The 16,348-nt window shown below is 65.6% G+C and carries 14 protein-coding genes; 7 read left to right on the forward strand and 7 right to left on the reverse strand.

All coding sequences use genetic code 11. The features are described 5' to 3' along the window. Positions 1–15: 15 nt before the first annotated feature. From MF134_RS03775 to treZ, 5 genes are all read right to left on the reverse strand, one after another. Positions 16–1,098 carry a Gfo/Idh/MocA family protein gene (locus tag MF134_RS03775; RefSeq protein ID WP_255338513.1) on the reverse strand — a complete coding sequence of 361 codons (1,083 nt, stop codon included), beginning with the start codon at positions 1,096–1,098 and terminating at the stop codon, positions 16–18. Between the two features lie 55 nt (positions 1,099–1,153). Continuing rightward, positions 1,154–1,939 (reverse strand): ThuA domain-containing protein, encoded by a 786-nt coding sequence (locus MF134_RS03780; protein ID WP_255338075.1) that lies wholly within the window; start codon positions 1,937–1,939, stop codon positions 1,154–1,156. Positions 1,940–2,032: 93 nt separating this feature from the next. Beyond that, positions 2,033–4,738, reverse strand: a complete 2,706-nt coding sequence (gene treY / locus MF134_RS03785) for a malto-oligosyltrehalose synthase (RefSeq protein WP_255338076.1) — start codon at positions 4,736–4,738, stop codon at positions 2,033–2,035. Continuing rightward, complete coding sequence (malQ, locus tag MF134_RS03790; protein ID WP_255338077.1) at positions 4,735–6,594, reverse strand: 4-alpha-glucanotransferase; 1,860 nt, start codon at positions 6,592–6,594, stop codon at positions 4,735–4,737. Before malQ ends, treY begins: the two co-directional genes overlap by 4 nt. Then, positions 6,594–8,477 carry a malto-oligosyltrehalose trehalohydrolase gene (treZ, locus tag MF134_RS03795; protein WP_255338078.1) on the reverse strand — a complete coding sequence of 628 codons (1,884 nt, stop codon included), beginning with the start codon at positions 8,475–8,477 and terminating at the stop codon, positions 6,594–6,596. The genes malQ and treZ overlap by 1 nt, the downstream gene beginning before the upstream one ends. A 397-nt stretch (positions 8,478–8,874) precedes the next feature. Here treZ and MF134_RS03800 point away from each other — a divergent pair, with 397 nt between their 5' ends. Beyond that, positions 8,875–9,183, forward strand: a complete 309-nt coding sequence (locus tag MF134_RS03800) for a hypothetical protein (RefSeq protein WP_255338079.1) — start codon at positions 8,875–8,877, stop codon at positions 9,181–9,183. A 79-nt stretch (positions 9,184–9,262) separates the two neighbouring features. On the opposite strand, the gene MF134_RS03805 is transcribed toward MF134_RS03800, so the two are convergent. Beyond that, positions 9,263–10,189, reverse strand: coding sequence for an undecaprenyl-diphosphate phosphatase (locus MF134_RS03805; RefSeq protein ID WP_255338080.1), 927 nt, complete (start codon positions 10,187–10,189; stop codon positions 9,263–9,265). Positions 10,190–10,528: 339 nt separating this feature from the next. Here MF134_RS03805 and MF134_RS03810 point away from each other — a divergent pair, with 339 nt between their 5' ends. Continuing rightward, complete coding sequence (locus MF134_RS03810) at positions 10,529–11,221, forward strand: glutathione S-transferase family protein (protein WP_255338081.1); 693 nt, start codon at positions 10,529–10,531, stop codon at positions 11,219–11,221. 54 nt (positions 11,222–11,275) lie between these two features. Here MF134_RS03810 and MF134_RS03815 read toward each other — a convergent pair whose 3' ends face one another. Next, on the reverse strand, positions 11,276–12,160 hold the full coding sequence (locus MF134_RS03815) for a LysR family transcriptional regulator (protein WP_255338082.1): 885 nt from the start codon (positions 12,158–12,160) through the stop codon (positions 11,276–11,278). Positions 12,161–12,260: 100 nt separating this feature from the next. Here MF134_RS03815 and MF134_RS03820 point away from each other — a divergent pair, with 100 nt between their 5' ends. From MF134_RS03820 to MF134_RS03840, 5 genes are read left to right on the forward strand one after another with little or no spacing between them, the layout of a single operon-like run. Beyond that, a complete protein-coding gene (locus tag MF134_RS03820) occupies positions 12,261–13,250 on the forward strand; it encodes an aldo/keto reductase (protein WP_255338083.1) in 990 nt (329 codons plus the stop codon). Between the two features lie 13 nt (positions 13,251–13,263). Continuing rightward, a complete protein-coding gene (locus tag MF134_RS03825; RefSeq protein ID WP_255338084.1) occupies positions 13,264–13,728 on the forward strand; it encodes a GFA family protein in 465 nt (154 codons plus the stop codon). Between the two features lie 57 nt (positions 13,729–13,785). Continuing rightward, on the forward strand, positions 13,786–14,943 hold the full coding sequence (gene queG, locus MF134_RS03830; RefSeq protein ID WP_255338085.1) for a tRNA epoxyqueuosine(34) reductase QueG: 1,158 nt from the start codon (positions 13,786–13,788) through the stop codon (positions 14,941–14,943). Then, on the forward strand, positions 14,918–15,310 hold the full coding sequence (locus MF134_RS03835; protein ID WP_255338086.1) for a hypothetical protein: 393 nt from the start codon (positions 14,918–14,920) through the stop codon (positions 15,308–15,310). The genes queG and MF134_RS03835 overlap by 26 nt, the downstream gene beginning before the upstream one ends. A 12-nt stretch (positions 15,311–15,322) precedes the next feature. Next, on the forward strand, positions 15,323–16,237 hold the full coding sequence (locus MF134_RS03840) for an SDR family NAD(P)-dependent oxidoreductase (RefSeq protein ID WP_255338087.1): 915 nt from the start codon (positions 15,323–15,325) through the stop codon (positions 16,235–16,237). Positions 16,238–16,348: the final 111 nt, after the last annotated feature.

The following is a 16,348-nucleotide window of genomic DNA, read 5'->3' on the forward strand; positions in this document are numbered from 1 at the left end:
TCTGCCGCCCGCGGGTCACACCGGCGGCAGGACCACCGGGAGCATGCGCTTTTCCCGATCCGACACGAAGCAAAGGTCGAGGAGTTTCTGCACTTCGGCGGCGTGGCGGAAATCCGGCTCGCCATTGACGCCGGACAGGAGCGCCAGGACGAAACGGTCGGCATTGCGCGGCGTCGGCGGGCATTCGACCCGCTTCCAGGTCTGGGTGTGGATGTCCGGTCCGAGGCACACGTCGAGGCTGGACTCGAAAGTATTCGACCAGATCTTCAAGGCACCCGTAGTGCCATGGATCGTCAGGTCCAGATCGTTGGCCTTGCCCGTCGCATAGCGGCTCATGTGAACGACGCCGAGCGCGCCATTGTCGAATTCCACCGTCATCGCGCAGGAATCATTGGCGTCGAGCGTATAGGCGCCGATCGCGCCGCTCTCGGCCTTGTCGAAAGTCTTCAGCCGCGCCTGGAGTGCGCTGATGCCGAGGCCCGTGCCGAAGCAGGCAAAGTCGAGAATATGGATGCCGATATCGCCGAGAACGCCCTTGGAACCGTGGGCCGAGGACAGGCGCCACAGCCAGCGCTCGTCGGTCTGCCAGTCGCCCCAGTGATTGCCCGTGAGCCAGCTCTGGAGATAGCTCGCATCGACATGGCGGACCTCGCCGATCTCGCCGGCCGCCACCATGCGCCGCGCCATCTGGATGGCATGGGCATTGCGATAGGTGAGGTTGACCATGTTGATGAGGCCGGCCCGTTCGGCCGCGCCCACCATCTCGAAGGCGTCCTCGGCATTGAGCGCCAGGGGCTTTTCGCAGAAGATCGCCTTCCCCGCCTCGATCACCTGAAGAGTCGTCGGCTTGTGGGCGGCGTCGGGCGTGGCGTTGACCACCGCGTCGAACTCGCCCCATTCGAGCGCCCGCGCCAGATCGTCGAAGGCGTGCGGAATCGTATGCATCTCGGCAAAGGTGCGCGCCCGCTCGGCATTGACGTCGCAGGCGCCCACGACCCGGCAGCCGGGAATCGAGGTGAAGTGCTCGGCATGGCGATGGGCGATCGCGCCTGTGCCGAGGATCATGATGCGCTTTTCGCCGGCCGCACCCGCAGCCATCCCTTCGCCTGAGGGGGCGTTCGGAGTGTCCTGTGTCATGATCGCTCCCCCCGCCCTACCGGTAGCCCTGTTCGCCCGGCTTGTGCAGCGAGCCGCCCTTCTGCTCGATTCTCTCCGGCGCCTTGTCGACCGGCACGTTCGGCGCAGCCGAGACGTCTTTCCAGGCGGAGACGGGGTTGTAGGCCCAGCGCACGGCGTTGATCAGCACGCGCTGGATTTCGGGGTTGTGATAGATCGGATAGGTCTCATGACCGGGGCGGAAATAGAAGATCTTGCCCGCGCCGCGCTGATAGGTCAGGCCCGAACGGAACACCTCGCCGCCCTCGAACCAGGAGATGAACACCGTTTCCATCGGTTCGGGCACGAGGAAGGGCTCGCCGTACATTTCCGCATTCGGCAGTTCGATGGAATGGCCCACCCCTTGCACGATCGGATGCGAGCGATTGACCGCCCAGAGCCGCTCGCGCTCGCCGGCCTCGCGCCAACGCAGCGAACAGGGCGTGCCCATCAGCCGCTTGAAGGGTTTGGAAAAATGGCCCGAATGCAGGATGATCAGGCCCATGCCCTGATGGACGCGCTCGGCCACCCGGTCGACGATCGCCTCGTCGACCTGGCCGTGGGCCTTGTGCCCCCACCATAACAGCACGTCGGTCTCGTCGAGGCGTTCTTGCGGCAGGCCGTGCTCGGCCTCCTGGAGCGTCGCGGTCGACGCCTCGATTCCGTCTTCGGCGCCGAGAAAGCCGGCAATAGCCGCATGGATGCCGTCCGGATAGATCTCCTTGACGACATCATTGTTCTGCTCGTGGATGAACTCGTTCCAGACGACGGCCCGAATGGTCATGGCACCCTCCCGCGCGGTCCGTTTTGCGGACCTTTCTCGATTTGGCTCGACCAGTCGTTTGAAGAAGTCTCGCCCGACATCCGGGACGCCGGGTCAGATCGCTTCCAGAATGGCCACCGGCAACTCGGCGAAAACCGCATCGAGAGCGAGATCCGATGCGGCGTCGAGTTCCGCACCGGTAAAGATATTGCGCCAGCTACGGGTCTCCAGCCCATCGCCGAGAGATAGGCGCGTTCCCTCCCAGCCCCGGCAGGCTTCGAGGGGGTCGTCACCGCCGGCAAGCAGGCCGTAAGTCAGTCGCGGGGCGATCGCGATCACGGTGCGCCCGTCCTCGGAGCGCCGGGCGAAGGCGACCACATGGGCCGCCCGCTCTCCGCTCGCGACAAGCGGAATGTAGGCGCCTTTGGTGAAGAGGTCCGGGCTGTCCCGGCGAAACGTGAGAGCAGCCCGGGTCATCCGCGCCTTGACTACGCCGCTTCGCCAGTCGGCCATTGCCTCGGCAAAGGAATTTTCGTCGTCGATGGCCGCGCTTCGGGCGGCGAAGTCGACCGACCGACGATTATCGGGATCGACCAGGGAATGGTCGTAGAACTCCGTGCCCTGATAGATATCCGGCACGCCGGGAGCGGCGAGCTTGATCGCGGTCTGGGAGAGTGAGTTGAGCGCGCCGGCGGCGACATAGGGGCGCGCAACCTCCCAGAACCTTGCGATGAAGGACCCCTCTCCCCCTCCGGCGAGCATCGCCGCCACGAAATCGTGGAGCGCGGATTCGTAGGCTTCCGCCGGCGATGTCCAGCTCGTCCAGCGCTTGGCCTCGCGCACGGCCTTTTCGGCAAAGGCGGAGAGCCGCTCGGCGATCTCCTCTCTCAAAGCCTCGTCAGTGGGGTCGAAATCGGCCGGAAGGACGCCGAGGAGAGACTGGTAGAGGCCCCACTCGGTCTCCGGATCGGGCGAATTCAGGCCCGGCTCGATCTCGATCCGGTAGGGCGCCATCAGATTGGCAAATTCCGCCACCGACGCAGCCCAGGCCTCCGGCGCCTCGGAGAGCGTGTAGACCCGCGCACGGGCATCCTCGCCGCGCTTGGTGTCATGGGTGGAGGTCGCGAGCAGGCCTTCGGGCTGATCCTGCAGGCGGATCGCCATCGCCTCGTGAAACGCGTCGAGATCGGCGCCATAGTGGTCCGGCTCGCCGCCCACTTCATTGAGCGCGATCAGCCGATTGTAGCGGTAGAAGACCGTGTCCTCCACGGCCTTCGCCATGACGGCGCCGGTCGTCTGCTGGAAGCGTCGGGTGAAGTTCAGCGCCCCCGCAATGTCCTCGCCGTCCTCGAAGTCGAGTTTCAACAGCCGGCCGATGAACTGGATCGGCTCGTCCGCCTCGACCTCGCGGAAGGTCATGGCGAGATCGACAGCCTCTTCGATGATCGCGATGTCGCGGCGCGGCACGCCATCGACGGAGACATAGGTGCGATAGACCGGCAGCGCCGCCGCCACCTCGACGATCGCCCGGCCGATCGTGTCCTCGCCGAGATCGCGGGTCGACAGGCCGCGGGCCGCAACGGCGGAGGCGAGATCCTTCAGTGCCGCCAGTTCGCCGGCGAGGTTTTGCTTGAAGATCGTGCGCTTCTGCCGGTGGATCATCACCCGCAGGTCCTGCTCCTCGCCGAGGAAGCCGTGATAGGCCTCCGTCATCGCCGTTTCTCTTTCTGCATCGACATAGAGGCCGGACAGTGCGGTGATGAACTCGTAGCCGGTGGTGCCCTCGATCTCCCAGGTCGTGCGCAGCCTCTCGTCGCCGGTCAGGATCTTCTCGACATGGATCGAAGGCGCGCGACGCACCGACTGGAACGCCTGGCGCAGCTGTTCGAGATAGCCCTTCGGGTCGGCGAGCCCGTCCACATGGTCGATGCGGATGCCGTCGAGCCGGCGTTCGCGGGCAAGCCGGATGACGGTCTGGTGGGATTCGCGGAAGACCCGGCGGGATTCCTGGCGCACGCCGATCAGATCGGCGATCTCGAAGAAGCGGCGATAGGTGAGCTTTTCGCGCGCCGTCCGCCACCAGGCGAGCCGCCAGGCCTGGGCCTCGTGAAATTCGTGAAGCGCGGCCTTGTCGGCATTGATTTCGGCGAGCGCACGATCGAGGGCCGCACGGAAATCCGGCTCCTGCAGATGTTCCAGGAAACGCTCGGTCAGATCGTCGGCCTCTGCCGGGGTCGCGACGGAGAAGCGCCGGACGAGCCGGTCCTTTTCGGGATGATCGAGAAGGCCGAAGACATGACCATAGGTCCGCGGATCGATCGGCAGACCATAGCCGGAAGCGTCGAAGCGCAATGCCGCCGCTCGCTCGTCGAGGCGAACGCTGAGGTCGCCGGCCTCCAGCGCATCGCCATACGGTTTGGCAAGCACCGGCACCAGGATCTTCTCGGCCTCCCAGGCGATATCGAAGGTCTGGGCGTAGCGGCTTTCCGCACCCCAGCGCAGGACGTCTTCCCACCAATGGTTCGCCGGAGAGACACCCATGTGGTTGGGCACGAAATCGATGACGAGGCCAAGGTCTGCCGATGCCAGCGCATCGCTCATGCCGACGAAATCCGCGATGCCGCCGAGGCCCTCTTCGAGGGCGTTGTAGTCTGTGACGTCGTAGCCATGGGTCGAGCCTTCCGAGGCCGCGAAGATCGGCGAGGCATAGAGATGGCTGGTTCCGAGTTTGGCGAAATAGGGTGCCAGACCCGTGGCGGTGCGGAAGTCCATGCCCTCGCGAAACTGCAGGCGATAGGTGGCGACCAGCGGTCGGCTCATGACGATTTCGGCCTTTCCTCGCGCATGGCGCGTCCGAGCTGAAGGAAGCCTTCGTGATCGGAAAGCTCTTCCAGCGAGACTGCGCTCTTGATGCGCCAATTGGGATATTGATCGGTGGTTCCCGGCAAGTTGGGCTGCCGTGTCGATCCCACCATGTCGTCGAGTTGGACCGTCAGAAGCAGCGACGCGCTCTTGGCCAGATGACGGTGGACGGCGACGGCGAGGCCGAAGGGCAGTTCGTCCGGCACTGGCGCCCCGCCGCGGGCGATCGCGGCATATTCCTCGGGCATGGAGCCGGATTCGGCCAGCGCCTGAAGCAGCATCCAGCGCTCATGCAGGCGGGAGTTCCGGTCGCGCTCCGTCGCCACCTCGTCCTGGGTGCCGGCTTCGTACCTCAGCAGGATATCGGTGCCGGTCCACCAGCCAGCGAGCGTCGCCAGATCATGGGTGGAGACGCAGGCGAGCGAGAGGTGCGGATAGGCGCGGGGCGCGATGAACCCGCCATCGTCCAGCCGCTCGAAATAAAGGACGCGGTAGGAGAGCACGTTGGCCGAGGCCATCACGTCCCGAAAGCCCGGCGGCACCGTGCCCAGATCCTCGCCGATGACGAGGCAGGAGTTCTCCTTTGCGGCGGCGGCCACGGCGTCGACCATCCTGTCGAAATGATAGCGCACATAGCCGCCCCCTGCCGACCGCGCGTCGTTCGGGATCCACCACAGGCGGGCAAGCCCCATGGCATGATCGATCCGGACCGCACCGGCGTGGCGGGTGAGCGACGAAAACGCCTCGAAGAGCGGCTTGTGATCGCGCTCGGCGAGCGCCTTCGGCGACAGGGGCGCCAGGCCCCAGTCCTGGCCCTGGCTGTTGAACATGTCGGGCGGCGAGCCGACGCGCGCCGCCGCGACGGTCAGCTCCGGATCCGCCCAGGTCTCCGCCCCGTCCGGCGCGACGCCCACGGCCAGGTCGAGATAGAGCCCGATCTCCATGCCGGCGGTCTTGGCCCGGGCATGGGCGCTCGCCAACTGCTCCTCGGCCTCGAACTGCAGCCAGAGGTGAAAGCGGACCGCATCGGCGTTTTCCTCGGCAAAGCGCTGCACCGCGGCCGAGCGATGGTCCTTCAGATCCTCCGGCCAACCGTGCCAACCGGCATGGCCACCGGCTTCGACCTGCGCCTCGGAGATCGCCTCGAACAGGGCGAAACCACGCAGGGCTTCCCCGCCATTCTCGAGGAAGCGCTGAAAGGCCTGCTCGTCGCAGATCTCGGCCTTGCGCTCGAAGAAGATGCGCCGGAACAACCGGTGTTTCAGCCGGCCGACGGCGGGATAGTCAACGAGATCGCCTTCACCGCCTTCGAACAGGTTCGGCTCCTCGGCCTTCAGCGCTGCGATCGCCTCGCGCCCGCCTTCGAGGTGGTCGACGGCGATGTAGAGTGGGTTGAGGAAGCGCCGCGTCGAGGGCGAATAAGGGCTGTAGCGGCCGGGATCGGCCAGGAACAGCGCGTGCAGCGGATTGACGCCGACAAAGGCCGCGCCCTGCGCCGCCGCGATGCCGGCGAGGGTCGCCAGATCCTCGAAGTCGCCCATGCCGAGATTGCGCGCCGAGCGCAGCGCATAGAGCTGACAGGCGACGCCCCAGAACCGCTTGTCGGCGATCCCCTCGGGCAGCGGACAGGCGAGCGTCGGCCGATCGGCCGCCTCGTCGAAGCTGCCGGGAGCGCCGGTCTCGGGATCGACGCCAAGGGCGGCCAAAAGCGCCCGCTTGGCGTCGTCGTCGATCGATTTCTGCTCGCCGAGCTCGGAAATATAGGTGAGCTGGATGCCATGGCTGGCGGCGAGCCGGTCAAGGTCGGACTGCATCAGCGATTTCCTGCGATCAGCTTCTGGCTTTCCAGGCGGAAGACGACGGAAGGGCCCGGCAGGGTGCCGGACCGCAAGGCGTCGTCGGCCCCCTTGGGATGGGCATGAAGAAGATCGCCGGCCGTGAGATCGCCTTTGACCACGTCACTCGGAATCGCCCAGGCCTCGTCGTCGAGATTGGCGAAAAGGTGGAGACAGCCACCGTCCTTCAGATGCCAGGCGACAACGAAGGCGAGCGTATCGTCCAAGACGTGATATTCGCCGCAGCCCGCCGCCATGTCGCTGGCCAGAAGCGGCACGATCAGGCGTTGCCGCTTGTCGAGAAGCCGCTTCACCATCTCCAGCCGCCGACGATAGGTCGGTCGTTCGAGCATCGTCCAGTCGAGCTTCGACGCCTCGAAGGTGCTCAGCGCATTGGGATCGGGGATCAGCTTGCGCGCGTCCTCGTCACGAAAGGCGGCGAATTTCTTGAATTCCGAGCGCCGCCCCTCGCGCACCGCATCGGCCAATTCGCCGTCGAAATCGGTGAAGAAGCAGAAGGGATGGGTGTCGCCATACTCCTCCCCCATGAACATCAGCGGGATCTGGGGCGAGAGCAGCAAGATGGCCTGAAGACACTCAACCACCCGGCGGGAGGCAAGGTCCGTCAGCCGATCGCCAAAAGCGCGGTTGCCGATCTGATCGTGATTCTGAAGGAAATTCACGAAGGCCGTCGGCGGCAGATGGGCCGACGACACCCCGACCTCCTTGTCGCGATGGCCGGAATAGTCGCCCTGGAAGACGAAACCGGTCGCCAGCGCCTTCGCCATCTGCGCGACCGAGCGCCGACAATAGTCGGCATAGTAGCCTTCTTCCTCGTGGGTGGCGATCACATGGGCGGTGTGGTGGAAATCGTCGTTCCATTCGCCCGAGACGAGGGGCGGCCGACCGTTCTCACGCTCAATGTGCCAGGTGATGTTGCGGTCGTCCTCGGTCGTCAGATGGACATGGCGATTCGGGAAGACCTCGCGGACCCGCGCCGCCAGCTCCTTCACCAGCGGCGTGTCGGTCGTGTCCTTGATCGAATCGATCGCGTCGAGGCGCAGGCCGTCGATCCGGTATTCCTCGAGCCAGAAGAGCGCGTTGTCGATCATGAAGTCGCGCACCGGCTGTTCGTCATAGGCGATCGCCGCGCCCCAGGGCGTGTGGATCTCCTCGTGGAAGAACTCCGGCGCATAGGCGCCGAGATAGTTTCCGTCCGGGCCGAAGTGATTGTAGACCACGTCGAGAAAGACCATCAGCCCGCGCTTGTGCGCTTCATCGACCAGCCGCTTCAGGCCCGCAACGCCGCCATAGGCTTCATGCGGGCAGTAGAGCAGCACGCCGTCATAGCCCCAGCCCCGCTGGCCCATGAATTGCGCCACCGGCAGCAGCTCGATCGCGGTGATACCCACCTCTTTCAGATAGTCGAGCTTCTCGATGATGCCGGCGAAGGTGCCGTCGGGCGTGAAGGTGCCGGTGTGGAGTTCATAGAAGACGGTCTCTTCCCAGGGCCGGCCGTTCCACTCGGCGCTCTGCCACTCATAGGCCTGAGGATCGACCAGAACCGAGAGGCCGTGAACGTCGCCCGCCTGCGCCCGCGCCGCCGGATCCGGCACGACGAGTCCGCTCTCCAGCCGAAAGCCATAGGCACCGCCGAACGGGACCTTGTCGGTGGTGACCCGCCACCAGCCTTCGCCGTCCTTTTCCATCGGCAGGAAATCCGCCGGCTTGCCCGCGTGGTCGCCGATCGCAAGCTCGATCGAAGGGGCGGAGGGCGCCCACAGGCGAAACTCGGTGCCTGAGCCGGACGGCCGAGGGCCCCATCGGGTCTCGAAAGCGAAGCGATTGCCGGGTGATGCCATGACGAATGTTCTGTCCCTGTTCAAAGCATTGGGGCGAGGCGACCCTGCCGGCGACCGCTGAACCGCCATGCGGACATCCACGGAAGAGCAGCCTGCGAGCCCGGCTCAGCCGCCACCATGCTCCTTCGCAATTTGGAGCAGCGGCGGTTGGTTCCAGTCCGGTCTTTGATGAAATTTGTTTGTCCGGGCTTGGAGGCGGGCCCGGGCAACCCTTGCGGGCCTGTCGGGCGGCAAGAATGCCCGACCCGAAGACAACGCTCGTTCGCCCTGTGACGGGCATCACAGCGATCGGCGGAGAGGATCGGTAGGGTCTTCTCATCGGCGGACGGAACGAGCCGCCAGAAAGCAGAAAGAGACTGACCCCCGCAGCAACTCAACCGATCAGAAGGAAGCCCCGATGTTCAGGAAGACCATCCTCTCCACCGTCGCCGCCGCCATCCTCGCCACCTCGGCGGTCTCCGTCTCCACCACCACCGCTTCGGCCCGCGACCGGGATCGCGACCGTGCCGTCATCGGCGCCGTGATCGGCCTCGTCGGCGCAATCGCCGGGGTCAAGGCCGAACGCCCCCGCGGCCACGGCTATCCCCGCGGCGGCCACCACATCGACCGCCATGACGACGCCGAATGCTTCGAAAGGCCGATCAAGCGCTACAGCCGCCGCCACGGCCACCGCATCATCGTCGGCTACAAGACCATCTGCCGCTGACCGCTTCCTTCCAGCGGCAGAGGACGAAAACCCCCGGCTCGCCCCCACCGGGGGTTTTCGCGTTCTCCCTCGCGGAGTCCTACTGCGCCGGCTTGAAGCGCGGACCCTTCTCGGCGATCTCGTGGCCAGCAACGGATTGTCCCGACCCGTCAAGCATGTCCGCCCGCGCATCGATCGAAGACGCCGACGGGGACTGGGCCGGCGCCACCGTCATCAGAAGAATGATCCCGACCGTCCCCACCCCGATCCGCCACCAGGCGAACGGCGCGAAGCCGTGCCGCGAGACGAAGTCGAGGAGCGTTCGCACGACGAGTAGCGCGGAAACGAAGGCGAGGACGAAGCCGACCGCGATCAGCCCGAAATCGTCCATGGAAAGCGCGTCGCGGTTCTTCAAAAGATCGTAAGTGAAGGCGCCGACCATGGTCGGCATCGCCAGAAAGAAGGAGAACTCGGCGGCCGAGCGCTTGTCGGTGCCCATCAGCAGCGACCCGGCGATCGTCGCGCCCGAGCGAGAGGTGCCGGGGATCAGCGCCAGACACTGGAAGAGGCCGATCTTCAGGCACAGCGACAGCGGGTAATCCATCACGTCCCTGTAGAACACCTTGCGCGGCACGCGGTCGATGACGAGGAGCAGCACGCCGCCGACGATGAGTGCGATGCAGATCACCATCGGCGTTTCGAACAGGACGCGCTTGATGAAGTCGTGGGCGATCACCCCCGCCACCGCAGCCGGCAGGAAGGCGATGAGGATGCCAAGGACGAAGCGCCGGCTCTTCGGGTCGCTCGGCAGCGTGATGAAGAGCTGCCAGAGGCGGGTGAAGTAGACGATCAGGATCGCCAGGATCGCGCCGAGCTGGATCACCACCTCGAAGGTCCGGGCGGTCGACTGAAAGCCGAGGAAATGGCCGAGAAGCAGGATATGCCCGGTTGAGGAGACCGGCAGGAACTCCGTCAGACCTTCGACAATCCCGAGAATCGCCGCGTCGACATATGCAGCCCAGTCCATCGATACACCCCCTCGCAGCGGGCCCGTGCGCTGCTCGATCTGTGTCGGACCTTCCCCTGCGTCTCGATAGCCCCTCTGGCTGATGCGACGCTGTTCGGCAAGCGAAACCTTGTCTTGCAAGCCCTCATCTGGCCGCAATTCGGAACCAGTTGCGCTGTCGTGCGATTTCTTCGCCTGAGCACAGCGATTGGAAAATCAGGCATTTCCGATCTGTTGACGAATTTCTGCGAGGCTCGTCGGGACGTGTCGGCCCTTCAACCCCAGGGGGAGGAGAGCCGGTCTTTCACCGAGCCAGAGGCGGGCATGACCGTCCGTCTTTAACCTCCGAATCCAGACTGTATGCTCAAGCTTCACCATCATCCGATGTCCCCCGCCTCCCGCTTCGTCCGGCTCGTGCTCGGGGAGTATGGCGAGCGCTGCGAACTGGTGGAGGAACGGCCCTGGGAGCGGCGCCGGGAATTTCTCGCACTCAATCCCGCGGCGACACTGCCGGTTCTGATCGAGGACAACGGGCCGCCGATCGTCGGCGGCATCGTCTGCGGCGAGTATCTCGACGAGACCCGCGGCGCCTTCCAGCGCGACAAGCGGCTGATGTCGGAAAAGCCGTTGGAGCGCGCCGAGGCGCGACGCCTGACCGAGTGGTTCCTCTACAAGATGGACAATGAGGTCACGCGCTATCTCATCCGCGAGCGCGTCTTCAAGCTCGAGATGCGGCCCGATCAGGGCGGCGGCGCCCCGGACGCCTCCGCCATCCGCGCGGCACGCGCCAATCTGAAGCACCATCTGCGCTATCTCGGCTGGCTCGTGGAAAGCCGGGACTGGCTGGCGGGGACGCGCCTGTCCTATGCCGACATCGCGGCCGCGGCCGCCCTCTCGACGCTCGACTATATCGGCGAGATCTCCTGGGACGAGGAGCCTCTGGTCAAGGACTGGTATATGCGGCTGAAGTCGCGGCCCTCCTTCCGGGCTCTGCTTGCCGAACGCGTGCGCGGCCTGCCGCCCTCGCTCAACTACGCCGAACTCGATTTCTGATCGCCGCCGCGAAGGTTCTCGTCGCGAGTCGGATTGTCATGCGGCGAGCGACGATCAGCTTCTGTAATGCTCGATGAAGGCACGGAGCGCCGGGCGCATCTGGCGGCGCGACGGATAATAGATGCCGAAACCGTCGAACTCGGGGCAATGGTCGGCAAGAAGCCGCACGAGCCGTCCCGTCTCGATATGCTCGGCGACCTGCGGCAACAGCGCCACGGCGATGCCTAGTCCTTCGAGTGCCGCGGCAACTCCTGCCTGGGTGTCGTTGACGATGACCGCAGGCTTGGGGAGCGCGACCATGGGCTGCCCGTCGATCTGAAACTCCCACCGATAGATCGGTCCGGAATCGAAGCGGCGGACGATTCCGGCATGCCCGGCGAGATCGGCGGGTGTCACGGGCCTGCCGTGACGGGCGAGATAATCGGGGCTCGCAATGATCGCGAGCGCCATGGCCGGCCCGGTCGGCACGCGAATCATGTCCCGCTCGATCGATTCGCGCAGGCGGATTCCGGCGTCGAATCCTCTCGAAGTGACGTCGGCGAAGTCATCGTCCAAGGTGAAATCGAGGATGATGTGAGGATGGGTCTCGCGGAAGGCCGCGATCTTCCGCAAGATCACGATCTCATAGGCCGAACGGGAGAGGTTGACCTTCAAGGTCCCGCTCGGTTCGCCGCGCGCCGCACCCGCCGCGACGAGGGCCTCCGCAATCTCTCCGAAGGCCGGGCCGAGCCGCGAAAGCAGCGCCTCGCCATCGGGCGTCGGCGAGACCGAGCGCGTGGTCCGGTTCAACAATCTCAAGCCGAGCGCGGTCTCCAGCGAGGCGATCGCATGGCTGACCGCCGAGGGCGACAGCCCGACTTCACGTCCGGTTGCACGAAACGAGCGCAGCCGCGCGACGGTCACGAAAAGGGCGAGCGGAGATAGCAGCGAACGATCCATTGGTGCACCGTATCGAACAAGCTGTGAAATTGGCATGGGCTTTTGAAAGCCACCGCGCGGCCCACTTTCGGCTCACCACCCAAGAGAAGGACCAGAGACGATGCACCAGCGCAAACTCGGATCGGACCTCACGGTCTCGGCCATCGGCCTCGGCTGCATGGGCATGAGCCATGGCTATGGCGGCCAGGAGGAAGCGGAATCGATCAAGACGCTTCACCGCGCCATCGAGATCGGCGTGACCTTCTTCGACACGGCCGAGGTCTACGGCCCCTTCACCAACGAGAAGCTGCTCGGCAAGGCCCTGAAAGGCCGACGCGACGGTGTCGTCATCGCCACGAAATTCGGCTTCAACATCAAGACGGGCGTGGATGGCGCCGCCGCCATGGACGGTACGAACTCCCGGCCCGAGCATGTCAAACAGGTGGCCGACGAGTGCCTGTCGCGGCTCGGCATCGAGACGATCGACCTCTTCTACCAGCACCGCGTCGACCCGAACGTGCCGATCGAGGAGACCGTCGGCGCGATGGCCGAACTGGTGAAGGCCGGCAAGGTGCGGGCCCTCGGTCTTTCGGAGGCGGGACCGCAGACCATCCGGCGCGCCCATGCCGTGCATCCGATCGCCGCCCTGCAAAACGAGTACTCGCTCTGGACCCGCGATCCGGAAGCGGAAATCCTGCCGCTCTGCGAAGAACTCGGCATCGGCTTCGTGCCCTATTCGCCCCTTGGGCGCGGCCAGTTGACCGGGGCGCTCACCTCCCCCGACGATCTCTCCGAGAACGATTTCCGCCGCAACCTGCCGCGTTTCCAGGCCGAAGCCATGGCCGCCAACGCGGCGCTTGCCAAAACCCTGAAGTCGCTCGCCGCCGAACGGGGCGCCACCGCGGCGCAACTCGCACTCGCCTGGATTCTGGCGCAGAAGGACTTCATCGTCCCCATCCCCGGCGCCCGCAAGATCCGGCATCTGGAGGAAAACGCCGCGGCGGCCGATATCGTCCTGACGGAAGAGGAACGCACGGAGATCGGCATTCGTCTTTCGAATGTCAGCGGCGCGCGCTATCGTCCCGAGCAGCTTGCGATGACCGGGCGATAGGGAGTTCAAGGCGATGGCGAAGGACTGGAAACTGCCGCGCAAGGGAAGCTGCCGCTGCGGCGCACTGTCCATCGAGGTGACGGTCGCACCGATGATGACGGCCGCCTGCCATTGCCGCGGCTGCCAGAAGATGGCCTCCAGCGCCTATTCGCTGACGATGATGGTGCCCGAAGACGGTTTCGCCGTAACGAGCGGCGAACCCGTTCTGGGCGGACTGAAGGGCGAGGAGGTCCAGCACTTCTTCTGCCCGTCCTGCCTGACATGGGTGTTTTCGAAACCGAAGCGGCTGCCGGGCTTCGTCAACCTTAGATCCTCCATGCTGGACGACACGAGCGACATCGCGCCGTTCATCGAGACCTGCACGGAGGACAAGCTCGCCTTTGCCGAGACGGGTGCACCCCGCAGCTTCGAGAAATTCCCGGGCCCCGACGATTTCGGCCCGCTGCTTCAGGCGTTCGGGGAGTGGGTGGCGCGTTGAGCTGACCCGGCCTTCGAACCCTTGCGGCCATCGAACCTGCCCGTCATATCCGGGCCGATGACCCGCGCCGCCTCCAACGCCCTGAAGAGCTTCCTCGACGCCGAGGCCCGCCGCCTCGGCTTCGCCGCTTGCGGCATTGCCAGCGCCGAGGGCGACGTTCTAGCCGGACCGCGGCTCCAAGAATTCGTCGCGGACGGCCGCCACGGCACCATGGGCTGGATGCCGGAGACGCTCGAGCGCCGCCGCTCGCCGCGGGATCTCTGGCCGGACGTGCAGTCCATCCTTGTGCTCGCGATGAATTACGGGCCGGACGAGGACCCGCTGGCGATCCTCGCGCGCCCGGATCGGGGCGCGATCTCTGTCTATGCCCGCCACCGCGACTATCACGACGTGATCAAGGGCAAGCTCAAGGAGTGCGCCGCGCGCCTGATCGCCAAGGCCCGTCAGCTTGATCTCGGCGAACATGACGCCAAGGTCTTCGTCGATACGGCGCCGGTCATGGAAAAGCCGCTCGGGCAGGCGGCCGGCATCGGCTGGCAGGGCAAGCACACCAATCTTCTCAGCCGTGAACACGGCTCCTGGCTGTTTCTCGGCTCGATCTTCACCACGCTGCCGCTCGAATCGGACGAGGCCGCCGAAGAACATTGCGGCTCCTGCCGGGCCTGTCTCGACGCCTGCCCGACCGACGCCTTCCCGGCGCCGTTCCAGCTCGATGCCCGGCTTTGCATCTCCTACCTCACCATCGAGACCAAGGCGGTCATCCCGCGTCATCTGCGTGAGGCCATGGACAACCGCATTTATGGCTGCGACGACTGCCTTGCCGTCTGCCCCTGGAACAAGTTCGCCAAGGCTGCCCGCGAGGCGAAGCTCATCGCCCGGGACGATCTGCGCGCGCCGCGTCTGCAAGATCTGCTGACGCTCGACGATCCCGGCTTTCGCGCGCTCTTCTCCGGCTCCCCGATCAAGCGGATCGGGCGCGACAAGTTCGTCTCCAACTGTCTGATCGCGGCCGGCAATTCCGACGAAAAAGAGCTTCTTCCCCTTGTCGAGGTGCTGGGCGACGACCCTGCCCCGCTGGTGCGGGCGATGGCGGTCTGGGCGCTTTCGCGCCTCGATCCGGAACAGGCCTTGCAGCGTCGCGCCGGTGCGCTTCATAGGGAAGAAGAAGAGATCGTGCGGAGCGAGTGGCATGCCGTGGAAAAGGTCGAAGAATGAACCTCAGGACACCCGGCCTGGCGCGACGAGCGAGCCGACGGCGGCCCTCACGGGCGGCGAGGCCGACCACGCCGAGCGACGTCGACAAGCCCGCGCCCTCTTCCGCGCAGCGGCGGGCGGTGTCGAGCGACGTGGCGCCACCCTCACCGGCTCCGAGGCGCTCGGCGCGGGCTCGGCGGGCGCCGTTGCCATCGGCGCGCTGGCGCTCGGCGCGGTCGCGATTGGAGCATTCGCCATCGGCCGGCTCTCGGTGGGCCGCGCCCGCGTCGGCCGACTCGAAATGAAGGACGCCGACATCGATCGGCTGCGCATCGGCCTGCTGGAGATCGACACGATCGTCCCGCCGCGCCGCCGTTTTCACCTCTAAGCGATAGGCTCCATGCATCTTTTCGTCTTCGGCTACGGCTATTCCGCTTCCCATTTCGTCGACAGTCTCGACAAGTCCGAGGTGACCATCGAGGGTGTGACCGTACGCTCCACGGACAAGGCGCTGTCGCTGGCGGCCCACGGTTTGAAGCCACTGGTCTTTGATGGCGAGCATCCGGGCGAAGGGATCGCCGGCGCGCTGTATCGCGCGACCCATCTCATTATCTCGGCACCGCCCGGCCACGAGGCGCCGGCCGGCGCCCATGTCGGCGGCGCCAATGCCCGCGCCGGCGATCCCGTTCTGCGCTGGTATTTCGACGAAATCGCCCATGGCAGCCCGAACCTCGAATGGATCGGCTATCTGTCGACGGTCGGCGTCTATGGCGACCATGACGGCGCCTGGGTGGACGAGGAAACCCCGCCTGAACCGGTCTCGAAACGCTCCAAGGCGCGGATCGAGGCGGAAAATGCCTGGGTAGAGCTCGGCAAGACCCGGGGCGTGCCGGTCGCGATCTTGCGGCTCTCCGGCATTTACGGCCCCGGCCGCAACAGCTTCGTCAGTCTGAAGAACGGCACCGCCAAGCGTCTGGTGAAGCCGGGCCAGGTGTTCAATCGCATCCATGTGGACGACATCGCCGGTGCGCTGTCGCTCCTCGCCGACAAGCGCCTCGGCGGGATCTTCAACGTCACCGACGACGAGCCCGCCCCGCCCCAGGACGTGGTGCTGCACGCCGCCGAGTTGGTCGGCACCGAGCCTCCGGGCGAGACCGACTTCGCCGTCGCCGACCTTTCGCCCATGGCCCGCAGCTTCTATGGCGAGAACAAGCGCGTTTCGAACGCCAAGCTCAAGGAGGCGGGCTACAGCTTCCGCTATCCCACCTACCGCGAGGGTCTCGCGGGCCTCACCGGCGACTTCAAGGCGGGCTGAGACCGGATGCCGGTTGCCCGGCGTTTCTTTCTATGGAAAACAATCTCATGACGTCCCGAGGCAGGCTTGCGCACCGAGCCGACCGCACTGGGGCATGAGGTAGTGTTTTTC

Origin of the sequence: Jiella marina, assembly GCF_024359545.1 — a bacterium.
GTDB lineage: Bacteria > Pseudomonadota > Alphaproteobacteria > Rhizobiales > Rhizobiaceae > Jiella.

Bases quoted from the DNA above. Each gene is read 5' to 3' on its own strand.
- MF134_RS03775 (WP_255338513.1), bottom strand. From the start codon at position 1,098: ATGGCTGCGGGTGCGGCCGGCGAAAAGCGCATCATGATCCTCGGCACA.
- MF134_RS03780 (WP_255338075.1), bottom strand. From the start codon at position 1,939: ATGACCATTCGGGCCGTCGTCTGGAACGAGTTCATCCACGAGCAGAAC.
- treY (WP_255338076.1), bottom strand. From the start codon at position 4,738: ATGAGCCGACCGCTGGTCGCCACCTATCGCCTGCAGTTTCGCGAGGGC.
- malQ (WP_255338077.1), bottom strand. From the start codon at position 6,594: ATGCAGTCCGACCTTGACCGGCTCGCCGCCAGCCATGGCATCCAGCTC.
- treZ (WP_255338078.1), bottom strand. From the start codon at position 8,477: ATGGCATCACCCGGCAATCGCTTCGCTTTCGAGACCCGATGGGGCCCT.
- MF134_RS03800 (WP_255338079.1), top strand. From the start codon at position 8,875: ATGTTCAGGAAGACCATCCTCTCCACCGTCGCCGCCGCCATCCTCGCC.
- MF134_RS03805 (WP_255338080.1), bottom strand. From the start codon at position 10,189: ATGGACTGGGCTGCATATGTCGACGCGGCGATTCTCGGGATTGTCGAA.
- MF134_RS03810 (WP_255338081.1), top strand. From the start codon at position 10,529: ATGCTCAAGCTTCACCATCATCCGATGTCCCCCGCCTCCCGCTTCGTC.
- MF134_RS03815 (WP_255338082.1), bottom strand. From the start codon at position 12,160: ATGGATCGTTCGCTGCTATCTCCGCTCGCCCTTTTCGTGACCGTCGCG.
- MF134_RS03820 (WP_255338083.1), top strand. From the start codon at position 12,261: ATGCACCAGCGCAAACTCGGATCGGACCTCACGGTCTCGGCCATCGGC.
- MF134_RS03825 (WP_255338084.1), top strand. From the start codon at position 13,264: ATGGCGAAGGACTGGAAACTGCCGCGCAAGGGAAGCTGCCGCTGCGGC.
- queG (WP_255338085.1), top strand. From the start codon at position 13,786: ATGACCCGCGCCGCCTCCAACGCCCTGAAGAGCTTCCTCGACGCCGAG.
- MF134_RS03835 (WP_255338086.1), top strand. From the start codon at position 14,918: ATGCCGTGGAAAAGGTCGAAGAATGAACCTCAGGACACCCGGCCTGGC.
- MF134_RS03840 (WP_255338087.1), top strand. From the start codon at position 15,323: ATGCATCTTTTCGTCTTCGGCTACGGCTATTCCGCTTCCCATTTCGTC.